Here is a 17,042-nt window from a genome sequence, read left to right as displayed (position 1 = left end):
GGCTTTGTTCTCGAGGAGAACCTCATGTTTACCGGCATCATCGAATCCATCGGCAGTATTCGTGCATTGACCCCAAAGGGCGGTGATGTGCGGGTTCACGTCGAAACCGGCAAGCTCGACCTGAGCGACGTCAAGCTGGGCGACAGCATCGCGGTCAACGGCGTATGCCTGACCGCCGTTGAGTTGCCGGGCAATGGCTTTGCGGCGGACGTCAGTCGCGAAACCCTCGACTGCACCGCCATGAACGACCTGAAAAGCGGCAGCCCGGTCAATCTGGAAAAAGCCCTGACTCCGACCACTCGCCTCGGCGGGCATCTGGTCAGCGGTCACGTCGATGGCGTGGGCGAAGTGGTTGCCCGTACCGAAAACGCGCGCGCCGTGGAATTCCGCATTCGTGCGCCGAAGGAACTGGCCAAGTACATCGCCCATAAAGGTTCGATCACCGTCGACGGCACCAGCCTGACCGTGAACGCGGTCGACGGCGCCGAGTTCCTGCTGACCATCATTCCTCACACCCTGAGCGAAACCATCATGGCGTCGTATCAGCCTGGTCGCCGGGTGAACCTGGAAGTGGACTTGCTGGCCCGTTATCTGGAGCGCCTGCTGCTGGGCGACAAGGCCGCAGAGCCTGCAAAATCCGGAAACATTACCGAAAGCTTTCTGGCCGCCAACGGCTACCTCAAATCCTGACTCAAGGGGGTGCCTTGTGGCGCTCAATAGCATCGAAGAACTGGTTGAAGACATCCGCCAAGGCAAGATGGTCATCCTCATGGATGACGAAGATCGCGAGAACGAAGGCGATCTGATCATGGCCGCCGAGTGCTGCAAGCCCGAGCACATCAACTTCATGGCCAAGCACGCCCGTGGCCTGATCTGCATGCCGATGAGCCGCGAGCGTTGCGAACTGCTCAAGCTGCCGTTGATGGCGCCGCGCAACGGTTCCGGTTTCGGTACCAAGTTCACCGTGTCCATCGAAGCCGCCACCGGCGTGACCACCGGCATTTCCGCTGCCGACCGCGCGCGCACCGTGCAGGCTGCCGCCGCCCGTGATGCCAAGGCTGAAGATATCGTCAGCCCGGGTCACATCTTCCCGCTGATGGCCCAGGCTGGTGGCACATTGGCCCGTGCCGGCCACACCGAAGCTGCCTGCGACCTGGCGCGCATGGCCGGTTTCGAGCCGAGCGGCGTGATTTGCGAAGTGATGAACGACGACGGCACCATGTCCCGTCGCGCCGAGCTGGAAGCTTTTGCCGCCGAGCACGACATCAAGATCGGCACCATCGCCGACCTGATTCACTACCGAATGATCCACGAACGTACCGTTCAGCGGATTGCCGAGCAGCCACTGGACAGCGAACTGGGCCAATTCAACCTGGTGACCTATCGTGATTCGGTGGAAGGCGACGTGCACATGGCCCTGACCCTGGGCAACGTGTGTGCCGAAGAACCGACCCTGGTCCGGGTGCACAACATGGACCCGCTGCGTGACCTGTTGATGGTCAAGCAACCGGGTCGCTGGAGCCTGCGCGCCGCCATGGCCACGGTTGCCGAGGCCGGCAGCGGCGTGGTGCTGTTGCTGGGTCACCCGCTCGATGGCGACGTGTTGCTGGCGCATATCCGCGAAACCGCGGACCACGCAGCGGTGAAAAAACCGACCACCTACAGCACTGTGGGTGCCGGTTCGCAGATTCTGCGCGACCTGGGCGTGCGCAAAATGCGCCTGATGTCGGCACCGATGAAATTTAATGCGATATCCGGTTTCGATCTGGAAGTTGTAGAATACGTGCCCTCCGAATAATGACCGGTTGTTCCCGGCCTTGAATTCGCGGTTCAAATATCACTGAGGGACGCGTACGAGACGCGTCCCGGCTCTTTAAGAGATCTAACGAATGACCCTGAAGACCATCGAAGGTACCTTCATCGCCCCTAAAGGCCGCTACGCTCTGGTAGTGGGCCGTTTCAACAGCTTCGTCGTTGAAAGCCTGGTCAGCGGTGCAGTTGATGCCCTGGTTCGCCACGGCGTAAGCGAAAGCGACATCACCATCATCCGCGCACCTGGCGCCTTCGAAATCCCGCTGGTTGCGCAGAAAGTCGCTCAAAAGGGCGAGTTCGCGGCAATCATCGCCTTGGGCGCAGTCATTCGTGGCGGCACTCCGCACTTCGAATACGTGGCTGGCGAATGCACCAAGGGCCTGGCCCAGGTGTCCATGGAGTTCGGCGTACCGGTTGCATTCGGCGTGCTGACCGTTGATTCCATCGAGCAAGCCATCGAACGTTCCGGCACCAAGGCCGGTAACAAAGGTGCCGAAGCTGCCCTGTCCGCTCTGGAAATGGTCAGCCTGCTGGCGCAGTTGGAGGCCAAGTGATTAGCGACGAAAGCGATCGTTTCAACCCGCGCGATCCAAAGCCTGCGGATGCCGGCAAGCCATCGAAAAGCGTCAAGCGTCGCGAAGCCCGTCAGCTCGCGACTCAGGCGCTGTACCAATGGCACATGGCCAAGCAGTCGCTGAACGAGATCGAAGCGCAGTTCCGGGTCGATAACGATTTCACCGATGTCGACGGCGCGTACTTCCGCGAAATCCTGCACGGGGTTCCGCAGTTCAAGACCGAAATCGACACTGCACTCAAGCCTTGCCTGGACTTGACCATCGAAGAGCTGGACCCGGTTGAACTGGCGGTTCTGCGCCTGTCGACCTGGGAACTGCTCAAGCGCGTCGACGTGCCATACCGCGTTGTGATCAACGAAGGTATCGAACTGGCCAAGGTCTTCGGTTCCACCGATGGCCACAAGTTCGTCAACGGTGTGCTCGACAAGCTGGCCCCGCGTCTGCGTGAAGCTGAAGTGAAGGCGTTCAAGCGCTGATCGGCGCTTGAGTTGCTGCCAATGGGCGAGTTTGAGCTGATCCGCAATTTCTTTGCCGCCGCGCCTTGTGCGCAGGGCGGCGAAGGCGTTGCCCTCGGGATCGGCGATGACTGCGCCTTGCTGGCTGTTCCTCCCGGGGAACAGTTGGCGATTTCTACCGATACGCTGGTGGCCGGCGTGCATTTTGCCGACCCTTGCGATCCCTTTCTGCTCGGTCAGCGTTCGCTGGCCGTGGCCGTCAGCGACCTGGCTGCCATGGGCGCCACCCCCGTTGCCTTTACCCTTGCCCTGACCTTGCCGACGGTAACCGCCGATTGGCTGCAAGCCTATGCCCGTGGTTTGAACCAGATGGCGCAAAGCTGCAGCGTGGCGCTGGTGGGTGGCGACACGACCCGTGGGCCGCTGAGCCTGACCATGACCGTATTCGGGCGTGTGCCGGGCGGTCTGGCGTTGACCCGCAGCGGTGCACAACCGGGCGATCTGCTGTGTGTCGGCGGCGACCTGGGCAATGCCGCCGGTGCCTTGCCCTTGGTGCTCGGTCAGCGCACGGCCGAAGCCAGCATTGCCGAGCCGTTGCTGGCGCATTACTGGTCGCCGCAACCGCAGCTTGGCCTGGGTCAGGCGCTGCGGGGCAAGGCCACTTCGGCAATGGATATCTCCGACGGCTTGCTCGCTGATTGCGGGCATATCGCGCTGGCCTCGAAGGTCGGTATCGAAGTCGAGCGGGATCGTTTGCCGCTGTCGCAAAGCCTGGTCGACTTTCTCGGTCAATCGGATGCACAGGTTGCGGCCTTGAGCGGAGGCGATGACTACGTCCTGGTTTTCACCTTACCGTCCGTCGAGTTGCCGCTATTGCTGGCCGACGGTTGGCCGATCCATGTGATTGGAAAGGTGGTGACGGGGCTTGGYGTAAGGCTGCTGGACGCCGATGGCAAAGACATCACCCCGCAAAATCGGGGTTATCAACATTTTCGGGAGTCACCGTGACAGATCATCCCAAACAGGTCCCGGCGGAATTCGTACCGCCGTCAGTCTGGCGTAATCCGTGGCATTTCCTGGCGTTCGGCTTCGGCTCGGGCACCTTGCCAAAGGCGCCCGGCACTTGGGGATCGTTAGTTGCGCTGCCTTTTATCCCGTTGTGGCAAATGCTGCCCGACTGGGGTTACTGGCTGATGCTCGGCATCACCATGCTGTTCGGCTTCTGGCTGTGCGGCAAAGTGGCCGACGATTTACGGGTACACGACCATGAAGGCATCGTCTGGGACGAAATGGTCGGGATGTGGATCACCCTGTGGCTGGTGCCGGAAGGTTGGCAATGGTTGCTCGCGGGCTTCTTGATGTTCCGCTTCTTCGACATCCTCAAGCCGTGGCCGATTCGCTGGATTGACCGGCACGTACATGGCGGCGTCGGCATCATGCTCGATGATGTCCTGGCCGGGGTGTTCGCCTGGTTGGCAATGCAGGGACTGGTGTGGTTTTTCGCCTGACCGGGGATTTCCCGGCGTTAATCAGGAGAGCGGTTAATCGGGGGTAGCAGGGATGGCTTTACGCGGTTTGATGGTGATGGCGTTTGCGATGTTTTGCTCTTTTGCCCAAGCGGGAGGAGGGGGAGGTACGCCGCCGTCGGTGATTCATCTGGCCAGCGAAGACTGGGAAGACTACACCTCTGCTGACGGTCATGGACTGGGTTGGGACGTGCTACGGCAAGTGTTCGAGCCGGCGGGCGTCAAGGTCGACATCCGCACCGAGCCCTACTTGCGCTCCCTGGGCCTGGCCGAACGTGCCGAGGTCGATGCCTGCGTCGGTTCCTATCGTGACGAATCCGAGGGCGTGCTCTATCCCCACTGGAACTTCGACACCGATCACATCTATGCCTTGGGCCTGGCCAGCAGTCCGGTACCCACCCCGGAAACCCTGGGCAATTATCGGCTGGCCTGGGTCCGCGGCTACGATTACCAGCATTACTTGCCCAATGTGCGCCACTTCGACGAAGTGATACGGCGTACTGGCATCGTGTCGATGCTGACCCACAATCGCGTCGACTTCTATATCGATGCCCTGACCGAAGTCGATGACGTCCTCAACCGCGCCAAGGATCCGTCCCAGCTGCGGCGCACCCATATTGCAGAGTTGCCGCTGTATCTGTGTTTCGCCAAGACCCCGAAGGCGCGCAGCCTGATGGCCCTGTTCGATCAGCGCATGGAGCAACTGGTGAAAAGCGGCGAGCTGAAACCGATTTTTGAACGCTGGAAACAGCCGTATCCGTTTGATTCGAACTGACCCGGATGCAATGGCAGACACTGAACCCTGTGGGAGCGAGCTTGCTCGCGATAGCGGTAGTTCAGACACAGGTGCATGAGAAGGCGTCCGCCATCGTCGGAACGCCGCCCGGAGCAAGCTCGCTCCCACAGGGGTTGTGTTGCCAGGCCTGTTATCAAACTATTTGATAGTTATCGCCGATAATTCAGCCTAAGCGTCCTCCGGAACCTGCTGTTACAATGCCGGCTCTGCGAATCTTCAGACTTTTAGATCAGGAGCACACCGGTGCCTGTCGTTTTTGTCGCCGCTTCCAAGCTGCCAACGCCTTTTGCGCAATTCACCATGCACGGCTTTCTCGATGAGGCCACCGGCCGCGAGCACGTTGTGCTGAGCCTGGGTGAGTTCGCCGACGGTGCCCCGGTACTCGGCCGGTTGCACTCCGAATGTCTGACGGGCGATGCCTTGTTCAGCCAGCGTTGCGACTGCGGCTCGCAACTGGAGGCCGCCTTGCAGGCCATCGCCCGCGAAGGTCGTGGTGTTTTGCTCTACCTGCGCCAGGAAGGCAGGGGCATTGGCCTGCTGAACAAAATCCGCGCCTATGAGCTGCAGGACGGTGGCGCCGATACCGTTGAAGCCAACGAGCGCCTGGGTTTTGCTGCCGATCAGCGTGACTACGCCATGTGCCTGCCAATGCTGGAGCACCTGGGTGTGAAGTCACTGCGCCTGATGACCAACAACCCGCGCAAGGTCAAAGCCTTGACCGATATGGGGATCGCAGTCGCCGAGCGCGTGCCGCTGCACACCGGCCACAACCCGCATAACCGACTCTACCTGGCGACCAAGGCCAGCAAGCTCGACCACATGATGGGCAATGAGCATCAGGGCGAGGTAGACCGGGCGTGACCCGCGGTCAGGTGCGGCGGCGACTGTCCGTCAACTGGTGGCAATATCTGGCATTGGCCTTGTTGCCGCTGTTTGTGATCAACGTGGTGTTCGGCCAGGCCGAAGCCATCCTGCCGGTGCTGGCGATGCCGTTGTTCATCGCCGGTGTCGCTTCGATGTTTGTCAGCCTGAAGTTTTTCGGTGCCTACAAACACGCGCTGATCGCCACCCAGAAAGCCCTCGATACCCCTGAAGAACCGGCCGCCTGGGTCAGTCTTGCAGCCAAGCGTCGCACGGCATTCTTTGCCGCCGGTCTGCCGGCCTGGATCGGTGCCCTGGCGGTATTCGTCGGTCTCGAAGCGGTGCCGCTGATGCTGCTGGCGCTGTCGACCGCCGTGCTGTTCTACCTCTACCGTATTCCGCGTCAACTCGGTTGATGCGCTCGGTCTGGCTGGCGGTGTTGCTGTTGGCCGCCAGCGGCTCGGCAGTCGCGGTCGAGCGGGTTGTCAGCCTTGCACCATCGCTCTCTGAAATTGTCGTTGAACTGGGTTCCGCCGACCTCCTGGTCGGTGTGCTGGACGCCGGTGAACGCCCCGCCGAACTCAAGAACCTGCCCTCCGTTGGCCGCTATGGCCAGTTGGACGTGGAGCGCCTGCTCAGCCTGAAACCCGATCTGTTGCTGCTATGGCCCGGCAGCGTCGGCCCGGCCCAGCGTGACCAGCTCAAGCGCCTGAATATTCCCACTTTCGTCGCCGAACCCCACAGCCTGGACCAGCTCACCGCGCAAATCGAGGCCATTGCCGCTCAGCTCGGTCGACCTGAACGCGGAATTTCATTGACCACCGATTTACGCCAGCGGCTGGATGAATTGCGCCAACGCTATCGCCGGGATGAGCCATTACGGGTGTTCTATCAGGTGTGGGATCGACCGCTGTACACCGTCGGCGGCGAGCAGATAATCAGCGATGCGCTGGAGGTCTGCGGTGCACAAAACGTATTTGCCGACCTGAAGTTGCCTGCACCGCAAGTCAGTGTGGAAGCCGTGTTGCAGCGCAATCCCGAGGTGATTCTGGCCAGCGATCAGGCGCAACTTGATGCGTGGAAAGCCTGGCCGCAGGTGGCGGCGGTAGCGCAAGGGCAATTGCGCCTGGTCACGGACAAGGGGTTGGAGCGGCCGAGTGGGCAGATGGTCGAGGCGACTGTAAAGCTGTGCCAGTTGATCGCGCCTGATCGCTAGGACTGCGGCGTCTGCAATCGCGGGCAAGCCCGMTCCCACAGGGATCCGGTTTGATCGCAAAACTGTAATTCAACCGCAAAACCTGTGGGAGCGGGCTTGCCCGCGAAGAGGCCGGTCCAGACAGTACAAATCCCGGATCAGATTCCAGGCGTCCACGTTACCCCGAACATCCACGCCCGACCTTCCTCGCGATACCCATACTGGCTACCTTGGTAGCTGTACAACGCCCGGCTGTAACCCTTGTCCAGCAGGTTATCGACCTTCAGCTCCAGTTCGATTTCACGATTGAGCTCCCAACTGCTGCGCAGTCCCAACAAGGCATAACCGCCGAGCGGCTGTTGATTGTTCAGGTCGTCATAGCTGCTGCTGACCGCTTGCCAACTGGCGCCGAGGCCCAGGCGATCGAATTGCCGATCCAGGTCCAGGCTCAAGGTGCGCCGCGCACGACGGGCCAGAGTATGGCCAGTGTCGCGATCGCGCGGGTCGATGATCGCCACGCCAAGGTTGCTCTGCCAGCCGAACAACTCCTGCTTCAATGCCGCTTCAAAACCGTTTATCCGCGCCGAGGCAACGTTCTCCGGGCGCGAGTTGCTGCCGAAGATGATCGCGTCTTCAAGGTCGGTGCGATACAGCGAGGCCTCCAGACGACTGCTCTCGGTCAACTGGCTGCGCCATTGCAGCTCATAGCTTTTCGAGGTTTCAGGCTTCAGGTCCGGGTTGCTGAAGTCGGGGTAGTACAGGTCGTTGAACGTCGGCGCGCGGAAGCCTTCGCTGTAGGTCAGCAGCATTTCGTTGTCCGGGTTCAGCGGCAGGATGAAGGTGCCGCTCCAGGTATTCTGGCTACCGAACTGCTGGTTATCGTCGTGACGCAGGCCCAACTCCGTGGAGAAACTGTCCGCCTGAAAGCGATGCTGGATAAACGCGGCGCGGTTCCAGCGGCTGTCCTCGTCGTACGCCGTGCTGCTGTTGACCCGGTCTTCATACCAGTCGCCACCCAGCAGCAGGCTGTTGCGCTCGTTGAGCGTCAGGTCGTTCTGCCAGTTCACCGAATCGCGGTAAGTATTGAAAACACTGCGCTCATCGCTGAGCTTGTCGAAGGTCTTCTCGCGGTTTTCACTGTGACCGAGTTCGACACGGGTTTTCCATGCTTCATTGATGCGCGCGTCGATGTAACTGCTGACACTACTCACATCGAATTCGTTGTAGGGCTGCTGTTGGACTGCCCCGAACGGGCTGTCGAACTCGCTCTTGCCACGGTTGTCCAGCACGTTGGCGCCGATCTCGATGTCATCGCCGAGGGCATGGCTCAAGCTCAGGCTGAACGACTGGTTGCGATACGCGTCATGGTCGCCGTCGCTGGGGTGTGGCTCGTGGGTGCGATTGATCCCGGCGGTTTCGTCGAGGCTGGCGCCGAGGTTGAAGCGGGTTCGCTCATCACCACCGGACAGGCCAAGGCTGTGCTCCCAGGACTGGTTGCTGCCAAAACCCGTGTGCAAACGCGGTTGCAGACCTTGCTCGCCGCCACGGCGGGTGAAGATCTGGATCACCCCGCCAATCGCATCACTGCCATAAATCACCGAACGGGAACCGCGCAGCACTTCCACGCGCTCGACCTGCTCGATATTGATGTGTTGCAGATTGCTGTCGCCGGAGGTCGAGCTGCCGATGCGCTGGCCGTCCACCAACACCAGGCTCTGGGCCGACTGCGTGCCGCGGATGTAGACACCCGGAAGGCTGCCGCGCCCACCCGTTTGCGAAACCTGCACACCCGGCACCCGACGTAGCAGATCGGTAACGCTGTCGGGTTGCAGGCGATCGATGTCTTCGCGGGTGAATACAGTGTTGGCGGCGCTGCTGTCATTGCGCGCTTCGACCTGGCGGTTGGCGCTGATCAATACGTCGGGCAGCTTCAGGGCTTGATCGCGTTCGAAGGTGTCGGCCAGCAGTGGGCCGGCCGGCAACAGGGCCAGCGTCAGGGCGAAGGGGGAGAGTTTCATGGGTAGTCCGTTGGTGTTTCGTGGCGCACACAAATCAAATGTGGGAGCGGGCTTGCTCGCGAAGGCGGAGTGTCAGTCAACTTTCCAGTTGAATGATCCGACGCTTTCGCGAGCAAGCCCGCTCCCACAGGGGGGATTGCATGTATCCAGAGATTTAGATGTTGAGCAGTTGCAGGCGCTCGCGGATCGAAGCCTCGATCCCGGCTTCATCCAGCCCACACTCGGCCAGCATTTGCGCAGGCTTGGCGTGTTCGACGTAAATGTCCGGCAAGCCCAGGTGCAGCATCGACTTGAGGATGTTCTCGCGAGCGAGGAACTCGCTGACCGCGCCACCGGCACCGCCCATGATCGCGTTTTCTTCGACGGTCACCAGTAGCTCGTGGCTACCGGCGATTTCGCGAACCAGTGCTTCATCGAGTGGTTTGACGAAACGCATGTCGACCACGGTCGCGTCCAGCGTCTCGGCGACTTTCAGGGCTTCGGCCAGTTGCACGCCGAACACCAGCAGGGCAACTTTGCTGCCCTGGCGGCGAATCACACCCTTGCCGATCTCGATCGATTCGAGGTCTTTCTCGATGGTCGCGTTCGGGCCATTGCCGCGTGGATAGCGCACGGCCGCCGGGCCTTCATACAGGTGACCGGTGGTGAGCATTTTGCGCAGCTCGTTTTCATCGCTCGGGGTCATCACCAGCATGCCCGGGATGCAACGCAGGAACGACAGGTCGAAGCTGCCTGCATGGGTCGGACCGTCTTCACCCACAAGGCCGGCGCGGTCGATGGCGAACAGTACGTCGAGATTCTGCACGGCGACGTCATGCACCAGTTGGTCGTAGCCGCGCTGCAGGAAGGTCGAATAGATGGCGACCACGGGTTTGGCGCCTTCGCAGGCCATGCCGGCCGCGAGGGTGACGGCGTGCTGTTCGGCAATGGCCACGTCGAAGTAGCGCAGTGGGAAACGTTCGCTGAAAGCGACCAGGTCCGAGCCTTCCTTCATCGCCGGGGTAATCCCGACCAGACGTGGATCGGCCGCCGCCATGTCGCACAGCCATTCACCGAACACACCGGAGTATTTCGGCCCGCTGGCCTTTTTCGGCGCAGCGGCCGGAGCGTCCAGAGGTTCGAGTTTGGTGATGGCGTGGTAACCGATCGGGTCGACTTCCGCCGGGGCGAAGCCTTTGCCTTTCTTGGTGACGACGTGCAGGAACTGCGGGCCTTTCAGATCGCGCATGTTGCGCAGGGTGGCGATCAGGGTCGGCAGGTCGTGGCCATCGATCGGACCGATGTAGTTCCAGCCCAGCTCTTCGAACAGCGTGCCGGGAACCAGCATGCCTTTGGCATATTCTTCGGTGCGGCGGGCGATTTCCCAGGCACCGGGCAGGCGCGACAGCACTTTCTTGCTGCCCTCGCGCATGCTCGCGTAGGTGCGGCTGGAAAGGATCTTCGCCAGATAGTTCGACAAGCCACCGACGTTACGTGAGATCGACATGTCGTTGTCGTTGAGGATCACCAGCATGTTGGCGTCCACTTCCGGCGCATGGTTCAGCGCCTCGAACGCCATGCCCGCGGTCAACGCGCCGTCGCCGATCACCGCGATGGCCTTGCGTTCACTGTTTTGCAGGCGGGCGGCAATCGCCATGCCCAGCGCCGCACTGATCGATGTGCTGGAGTGGCCGACACCAAAGGTGTCGTACTCGCTCTCGGAGCGGCGCGGGAAGGCCGCGACGCCGTCCTTCTGGCGCAGGGTGCCCATGCGCTCGCGACGACCGGTGAGGATCTTGTGCGGATAAGCCTGATGACCCACGTCCCACACCAACCGGTCGTCCGGGGTGTCAAAGACGTAATGCAGCGCGATGGTCAGCTCGATCACGCCCAGGCCGGCACCGAAATGCCCACCGGTCTGGCCGACCGTGTAGAGCAATTCCAGGCGCAACTCATCGGCCAGGGTTTCCAGCTCGGCTTCGCCTAACCGGCGCAGGCCGTCCGGCGTGTTCGCGCGGTCGAGCAGGGGCGTGGTCGGGCGCTTGCGGGGAATCTCATGAAACGTCGTGGGCATCAGGCGAATCGTTATAGGTATAAAAGATGCGGCAGTTTACCTGATGCTTCGTCCCCTGCCCACGCGTTGGTTTTTTTTGGCGGATACGCCGTCAGCTGCGGCGATCGACGATATACCGGGCCAGATCACGCAACGGCTCGGCTGCCGCGTCAAACGGTCGCAGTGCGTGCAGGGCCTGGTCGCGCAATTCCAGGGCATAGGCCTTGGCGGCGTCGAGGCCGAGCAGGGCCGGGTAGGTCGGTTTGTCCCGGGCAATGTCGGCGCCCTGGCGTTTGCCGAGGGTTTCGGTATCGCTTTCGACGTCGAGAATGTCGTCCTGGACCTGGAATGCCAGGCCGATGGCCTGTGCATAAGTCTGCAGGGACTTGAGTTCGTCTTTCTCGGCACGGCCGCTGGCCAGGGCACCGAGTTTGACGCTGACCTCGATCAACGCGCCGGTCTTGTGCCGGTGCATGTACTCCAGGGCTTTCTGGTCGAGCTTCAGGCCGACCGAGCCGAGGTCGATGGCCTGACCGCCGACCATGCCCGCCGGGCCTGCCGCCAGTGCCAGGGCGCTGACCATTTGCAGGCGGATTTCGGCCTGCGAAGTGCTCAAGCGTGGGTCGAGCAGGGCGCTGAAGGCCAGGCTCTGCAAGCCGTCGCCGGCAAGGATCGCGCAGGCTTCATCGAATTTCTTGTGGGTGGTTGGCTGGCCGCGACGCAGATCGTCATCGTCCATGGCCGGCAAATCATCATGCACCAGCGAGTAGGCGTGGATCAGTTCCACCGCACAGGCCGCGCCGTTGGCTTGCTCGGCCTTGCCGCCCAACGCTTCGCACGCGGCGTAGGCCAGCAGTGGACGCACGCGTTTGCCGCCATTCATCACGCTGTAGCGCATGGCCTCGTACAGCCGCGCCAGCTCCGGGCTCGGTGCCGTGAACAGGGTTTCCAGGGCCGCATTGACACGAGCCTGGCTGGTTGCCGAGTACGCTGCAATCATTCTGGCTGATCCGCGTCGAAGGGTTCCTCGGCCAACTCGCCATCACGTTCGAGCAGCACCTGAACCTTTTGCTCGGCCTGGGCCAGCGCCGCCTGGCAATCGCGGGTCAGACCGATGCCTTGCTCGAAAGCGGCCAGCGAGTCTTCCAGCGACAATTCGCCATTCTCCAGACGCTCCACCAGCGTTTGCAGGTCGGCGAGGGACTGTTCGAAATCCAGTGCAGCTTTTTTGCGGGCCATGGCGGCGATTTCCGGTTGACGTTAAACCGGCGCGACACTAGCAGATAGGGGGTTTATGGGCAAATGAGCGGGGTGATTGGTGCAATGGTTTCAGTGCTCAGGATTGCGCCTCGTCGGGATATTTGATCTGGTACCGAGTACTGCGCCCACCCCCGGGCAGGCGTTGCAGGCAGTCTTTGTTCAGCAGTTCGGTCAGATGACGGGTCGCGGTCGCTTTGGATACTTTGGCGACGGCCTGGTATTGAGCCGCACTGATACCGTGCTCGAAGCCTCTTTCGCCGCCATCGAGCAAGCGATTCAGTACCTTGGTTTGTTCGGCCGACAGCCTGGATGTCTGGTGCGCCTGCCAGAATCGCGCCTTGCCCAGCACACTGTCGATCCGTGTCATGGCTTGTTGCAGGCTRCACAAAAGGGTTTGCAGGAACCACTCCAGCCACACAGTGACATCGGTCGTAGCCTTTTGACTCGTTTCCAATACCCGGTAGTAACCGGTGCGATCTTCAAGAATGCTTGCCGACATTGCGTAAAAACGAATCGCTTGAGCCTCGCCCTGTGCCAATGCCAGGTCGGTGATGGTGCGCGTGAGGCGACCATTGCCGTCGTCAAAAGGATGGAGCGTGACAAACCAGAAGTGTGCGATGCCAGCACGCAGCAATGGGTCGAGCCCGCCCTGACTTCGGCCGCTCTCAAACCAGTCGAGGAAGATTTCGAGTTGACGTTCAAGGCCCGGTCGAGGCGGCGCTTCGAAGTGCACGGTCGGCTTGTCGAGACGACCGGAGACGACCTGCATCGGTTCATCGCCTCGCAATGCACCGACACGAATCGCCCGGGCGGCCAGGTCGCCGTCCTGTTCCGGGAACAACCATTCATGCCAGTCCAGCAAACGATCCAGTGTCAGCGGTTCAGCGAAATGCTGCGTAGCATCGAGCATCAATTGCGCAAGACCTTCACTGCGCTGGCTAACCCTGTCGCCATCAACCAGATCCAGACCCAAGCGTCGAGCCAGCGACGAACGAACGGAGCCGACATTCAGTTGTTCACCTTCAATGGCCGATGAGGTGACGATGTTTTGCAACAACGCATCCAGCTCACTTTGCGCGCTCAGCGAACTGTCCACGGAACTGGCCATGCCCATTAGCCGACCTTGTGCTTGAACGCACTCGCGTAACAAGGGCGCCAAGCGTTCGGCACTCCAGGTGAACTCCGGCCAATCAGGCTGCTGCCATATCCATTGAGGTGTCATGAATTTGATGCTCTGGAGGGGGATGAGCCGATTGGAAAGGCTATTCGGCTCACATAATGAGCCGAATATGATACTTATTCGGCTCACCGTCCACCCGCTACCGTGATATCCACCGCAATTTCGAGCCATCCGATTGTTAAAAAACACCCGAATGTCTAACCTTCGAGCCCTATACGACCTGGCAGTCACGGGTCTTTCAGACGAAATGCAGTCTCCACATCTGTAACGTGCCCAGGATCAGGCGCAAGGTTTCGTCATGCATGCCAGGAGGCGTCACATGCGCTCATTTCTTTTGCTGCTGATCGGGTTGGCTGTCGTGCCCGTGATTCTGGCCGCGCCGGATGCCGAGTTGTCGGAGCCGGTGGGTGGCTGGCGTTACAACGGCTTGCTGGACCGTAGCGAAAACCCGCAAGTCGCCTATCCCACGCCGCCGATTGACCGAGGCGTGCAGCGCAATCGCACGATGATCGAAGGCCGACTCAAGGCCATCGGCACTCAGCGCGGGCCGCACACGTTGGCGGTCAACGGCAATCCGCTGAACCTCTACACCGACGAGCAAGGGCGTTTCGCCCGGCCGTATGCGTTTGGTGCCGGTTCCAACAGCGTCGAAGTGCGCAGTGCCGAAGGCCAGTCCCTCAAGCGTGTGCAATTCTATGAAGCCAACAACCTGCGCACACCGGCAAGGATTCGCGTGGTGCTGGGTTGGGACGATCCGAAAGCCGAGCTCGACCTGCATATTGTCACGCCCGATGGCCAGCATGCCTTCTGGGCGCACTCAGCCTTGACCAATGGCGGTGGCCTCGACCCTGACGGCGTCGATGGCCCGGGTCCGGAAATGTTCACCATGACCGCACCGCTGCATGGCACCTATCTGGTTTACGTGAACTATTGGGGCAACTTCGGCAGCGGCGGCTATAACTTCGATGAGACCAGCAACCAGAACGAGGTGATTACCTCGCAGATCAACCTGGTGCTCAACGAAAACACCGTCGATGAAAAACGCGAGACGTTCATCGTGCCCCTGCGCGCAATCGGCGACCTGCTGCTGGTCAAGACTTTCAACTACTAAGCATCCCCGTTCCACGGATGAAATTCGGGTTTTGTGAACATGAGTGATAGCACTGTTACTCCGGCTGCTGGCGCGCCAGCGACCAAATCTTCCCTGCATTGGCCGACGCTGCTGATCGGGATATGCCTGATCGTTGGCGTGGCCGGTGGGTTGGGGTGGTTAATGCACAAGCCCAAGGCCCCGGCACCTGTGTTGGCCAGTGACAAACTGGGCATGAGCCGCCCGGATGGCTTGCTGGAAACCCATTCCCTGAGCCAGTTGCCCAAGGACTTGCTGGCAGTACCGTTCCTCAAGGAAACCCTGACTGAAGATTTCGTCTTCTATTACGAATCCCACGCCGATCGCCTGGGTTTGATCGGCAGCTTGCGGCGGATCATCTACGAACATGACCTGAAGTTGCAGGACACCCTGATCGAGCAACTGTTCGATCAGCCTGCCGACGTAGCGTTGTGGCGCGGGGCGGATGGGCGGCTCAAGGATTTCCTGCTGGTGATGGATCGCGGCGGGTTGGCAAAGGTGCTGGAGCCGCTGGCCAAAGTGGCGCTGGACGACTCGCAGTTGAGCAAAGTCGCTGACGTGAAAGTCGGTATCGACGACGTGGCGCTCTATCAACTCAACTACAACGCCAGCAAGGCGCTGCTGTTCGCGTCCCATGGCGACAAACTGGTGGTGCTGTCCAACCCGGCGAAACTCTACGACCCGCAAAGTGGTGCTGCACAGGAAAACGGCAGCGTTTCGACCCAGGCCATCGCAGCCCTGCTCAATGGCGACAAACTGTTCCCCGAAGCCTTCGGCCTGCCACCGCGTGCGCCGCAGGTGAAGCAACGCCTGTCGGTGAACGCCAGTGTGCTGGCCATGGGTTACCAGCGTTTCATTCCGAACTTTGCCGGCCTGCGCTTTGACATGGACGACACGGGCTGGCACAGCTTTCTGGCCATGGATGAACTGGAAAATCAGCCGGACTTCGATTTCAAACCGATCTGGCAAGCCATGCCCATGGGAGCCAGCGCTTGCGTGGCGTTGCCACTGGCTGCCGAACAACAGAAACCGCTGCTGGTGAAACTCGGCGCAGAGGAGAAGGTGGCCCAAGCATTGACTGAACACATGGCCGGTGCGGCGGGCCTGTGCTGGTATGCCGATTCGCGGTTGTACACGCCCTTGCTGGTGGCCAGCCTCAACGATGATGACAGCGGCAAACTCGATGGGGATCTGGGCAACCTGTTCGGCTCGATGATCGGCGCCTACGAGAACAACGTCGAAGACGGTGCCTTCCCGGTGGTGGAAAAACAGGCAGGCCAGAGTCACCAGTGGCAACGTCAGGTCAGCTCCAGTTTCGGTCCCTATGCGGCCAAAGAGGCCGAAGACCCCGATGCCATCACCGGCAAGGCGTTCATGAAAGTCAGCCTGGCACGCCACGGTTCGACGCTGCTGTTTTCCCTCGACGACAAGCTGCTGGACAAGGCTCTCGGTACCCTCGACAAACGCTTCCCGCCAATGGTCGACGTAGTGCCCAAAGACCTGCTGATGCCGGTCTATTTCGGCCCGGATTCCATGGCGCAACTGATGCAGCAGGAAACCCTCGACAGCCTGCCCCAGGACATGGAACCGGTGTTCTACAACGCTGCGCAAACCTACCTGATCCCGAAATTGCGCAAGCTCGGCGGCTACGGCAAATACGCCCTGACCTTGCCCGAAGGCAGCGAGCCCGACGGCCACTGGCAGTGGTTGCCGCTGGAGTGGAAAGCGCTGTGACGGCATTGATCCGCAGTCTCGGCCTGCTGGCGCTGTTGCTGAGCGCGAGCGCCCGCGCTGTCGAGACACCGCCGCTCGACCCGCAGCAGTCCCAGGTGTTCCGCGCCTGGTTCGTGCGCATCGCCCAGGAGCAACTCAGCCAGGGCCCGAGCCCGCGCTGGTATCAGCAGGATTGTGCCGGGCTGGTGCGTTTTGCCGCCAATGAAGCGCTGAAAGTCCATGACGACAAATGGCTGCGCAGCAATGGCCTGTCCAATCGTTACCTGCCGCCGGAGCTGCAATTGAGCGATGCCCAGCGCGGTCTTGCCCAGCAATGGCAGCAGGGTGGCGGCAAGGTCGGGCCTTACGTCAACGCGATCAAGTTGATCCAGTTCAACAGCCATCTGGTCAGCCGCGATGTGTCACAGGCGCGACCGGGCGACCTGATGTTTTTCGATCAGGGCGACGACCAACACCTGATGATGATGAT

The 17,042-nt window shown here is 60.9% G+C and carries 18 protein-coding genes; 13 read left to right on the top strand and 5 right to left on the bottom strand.

Annotated features, from left to right (window positions below; all coding sequences use genetic code 11):
- Window positions 1–24: 24 nt before the first annotated feature.
- From AB4Z35_RS13720 to AB4Z35_RS13675, 10 genes are all read left to right on the top strand, one after another.
- The gene (locus AB4Z35_RS13720) at window positions 25–690 is read left to right on the top strand and encodes a riboflavin synthase (protein ID WP_008000433.1); all 666 of its coding nucleotides are present in this window, start codon (window positions 25–27) and stop codon (window positions 688–690) included.
- Between the two features lie 16 nt (window positions 691–706).
- The gene (gene ribBA / locus AB4Z35_RS13715; protein WP_007984459.1) at window positions 707–1,798 is read left to right on the top strand and encodes a bifunctional 3,4-dihydroxy-2-butanone-4-phosphate synthase/GTP cyclohydrolase II; all 1,092 of its coding nucleotides are present in this window, start codon (window positions 707–709) and stop codon (window positions 1,796–1,798) included.
- Between the two features lie 91 nt (window positions 1,799–1,889).
- Window positions 1,890–2,366: a 6,7-dimethyl-8-ribityllumazine synthase gene (ribH, locus tag AB4Z35_RS13710; RefSeq protein WP_003228649.1), complete on the top strand. Its 477-nt coding sequence runs from the start codon at window positions 1,890–1,892 to the stop codon at window positions 2,364–2,366.
- Window positions 2,363–2,863, top strand: coding sequence for a transcription antitermination factor NusB (nusB, locus tag AB4Z35_RS13705; RefSeq protein ID WP_008000432.1), 501 nt, complete (start codon window positions 2,363–2,365; stop codon window positions 2,861–2,863). The genes ribH and nusB overlap by 4 nt, the downstream gene beginning before the upstream one ends.
- A 21-nt stretch (window positions 2,864–2,884) precedes the next feature.
- Complete coding sequence (gene thiL / locus AB4Z35_RS13700; protein ID WP_442097595.1) at window positions 2,885–3,850, top strand: thiamine-phosphate kinase; 966 nt, start codon at window positions 2,885–2,887, stop codon at window positions 3,848–3,850.
- A complete protein-coding gene (locus tag AB4Z35_RS13695) occupies window positions 3,847–4,350 on the top strand; it encodes a phosphatidylglycerophosphatase A family protein (RefSeq protein ID WP_007970166.1) in 504 nt (167 codons plus the stop codon). The genes thiL and AB4Z35_RS13695 overlap by 4 nt, the downstream gene beginning before the upstream one ends.
- 52 nt (window positions 4,351–4,402) lie before the next feature.
- The gene (locus tag AB4Z35_RS13690; protein ID WP_442097594.1) at window positions 4,403–5,143 is read left to right on the top strand and encodes a substrate-binding periplasmic protein; all 741 of its coding nucleotides are present in this window, start codon (window positions 4,403–4,405) and stop codon (window positions 5,141–5,143) included.
- A gap of 264 nt (window positions 5,144–5,407) precedes the next feature.
- Window positions 5,408–6,025 carry a GTP cyclohydrolase II gene (gene ribA, locus AB4Z35_RS13685; protein WP_007984463.1) on the top strand — a complete coding sequence of 206 codons (618 nt, stop codon included), beginning with the start codon at window positions 5,408–5,410 and terminating at the stop codon, window positions 6,023–6,025.
- Window positions 6,022–6,441 carry an MFS transporter gene (locus AB4Z35_RS13680; protein ID WP_442097593.1) on the top strand — a complete coding sequence of 140 codons (420 nt, stop codon included), beginning with the start codon at window positions 6,022–6,024 and terminating at the stop codon, window positions 6,439–6,441. The genes ribA and AB4Z35_RS13680 overlap by 4 nt, the downstream gene beginning before the upstream one ends.
- Window positions 6,441–7,241, top strand: a complete 801-nt coding sequence (locus tag AB4Z35_RS13675) for a cobalamin-binding protein (protein WP_442097592.1) — start codon at window positions 6,441–6,443, stop codon at window positions 7,239–7,241. Before AB4Z35_RS13680 ends, AB4Z35_RS13675 begins: the two co-directional genes overlap by 1 nt.
- A gap of 137 nt (window positions 7,242–7,378) precedes the next feature.
- Here AB4Z35_RS13675 and AB4Z35_RS13670 read toward each other — a convergent pair whose 3' ends face one another.
- From AB4Z35_RS13670 to AB4Z35_RS13650, 5 genes are all read right to left on the bottom strand, one after another.
- On the bottom strand, window positions 7,379–9,238 hold the full coding sequence (locus AB4Z35_RS13670; RefSeq protein ID WP_442097591.1) for a TonB-dependent receptor domain-containing protein: 1,860 nt from the start codon (window positions 9,236–9,238) through the stop codon (window positions 7,379–7,381).
- A gap of 154 nt (window positions 9,239–9,392) precedes the next feature.
- The gene (gene dxs / locus AB4Z35_RS13665) at window positions 9,393–11,291 is read right to left on the bottom strand and encodes a 1-deoxy-D-xylulose-5-phosphate synthase (RefSeq protein ID WP_442097590.1); all 1,899 of its coding nucleotides are present in this window, start codon (window positions 11,289–11,291) and stop codon (window positions 9,393–9,395) included.
- Window positions 11,292–11,382: 91 nt separating this feature from the next.
- Window positions 11,383–12,270 carry a (2E,6E)-farnesyl diphosphate synthase gene (gene ispA, locus AB4Z35_RS13660; RefSeq protein WP_007994159.1) on the bottom strand — a complete coding sequence of 296 codons (888 nt, stop codon included), beginning with the start codon at window positions 12,268–12,270 and terminating at the stop codon, window positions 11,383–11,385.
- On the bottom strand, window positions 12,267–12,509 hold the full coding sequence (locus AB4Z35_RS13655) for an exodeoxyribonuclease VII small subunit (RefSeq protein WP_007970180.1): 243 nt from the start codon (window positions 12,507–12,509) through the stop codon (window positions 12,267–12,269). The genes ispA and AB4Z35_RS13655 overlap by 4 nt, the downstream gene beginning before the upstream one ends.
- Window positions 12,510–12,606: 97 nt before the next feature.
- Window positions 12,607–13,752 (bottom strand): Fic family protein, encoded by a 1,146-nt coding sequence (locus tag AB4Z35_RS13650; protein WP_442097588.1) that lies wholly within the window; start codon window positions 13,750–13,752, stop codon window positions 12,607–12,609.
- A gap of 277 nt (window positions 13,753–14,029) precedes the next feature.
- Here AB4Z35_RS13650 and AB4Z35_RS13645 point away from each other — a divergent pair, with 277 nt between their 5' ends.
- The 3 genes from AB4Z35_RS13645 to AB4Z35_RS13635 form a co-directional block, all read left to right on the top strand.
- The gene (locus AB4Z35_RS13645) at window positions 14,030–14,821 is read left to right on the top strand and encodes a YfaP family protein (RefSeq protein WP_442097587.1); all 792 of its coding nucleotides are present in this window, start codon (window positions 14,030–14,032) and stop codon (window positions 14,819–14,821) included.
- Window positions 14,822–14,860: 39 nt separating this feature from the next.
- Entirely contained in the window at window positions 14,861–16,573 is a 1,713-nt protein-coding gene (locus AB4Z35_RS13640) for a DUF2138 domain-containing protein (RefSeq protein ID WP_442097586.1), read from the top strand.
- The coding region (locus tag AB4Z35_RS13635) for a DUF1175 family protein (protein WP_442097585.1) at window positions 16,570–17,042 on the top strand (473 nt) is incomplete at its 3' end. The genes AB4Z35_RS13640 and AB4Z35_RS13635, both read left to right, overlap by 4 nt.

Origin of the sequence: Pseudomonas sp. KB_15, from assembly GCF_052114525.1 — a bacterium.
GTDB lineage: Bacteria > Pseudomonadota > Gammaproteobacteria > Pseudomonadales > Pseudomonadaceae > Aquipseudomonas.
The sequence above is the reverse complement of the archived record's forward strand: the minus strand, read 5'-3'. Positions and strand labels throughout refer to the sequence as shown.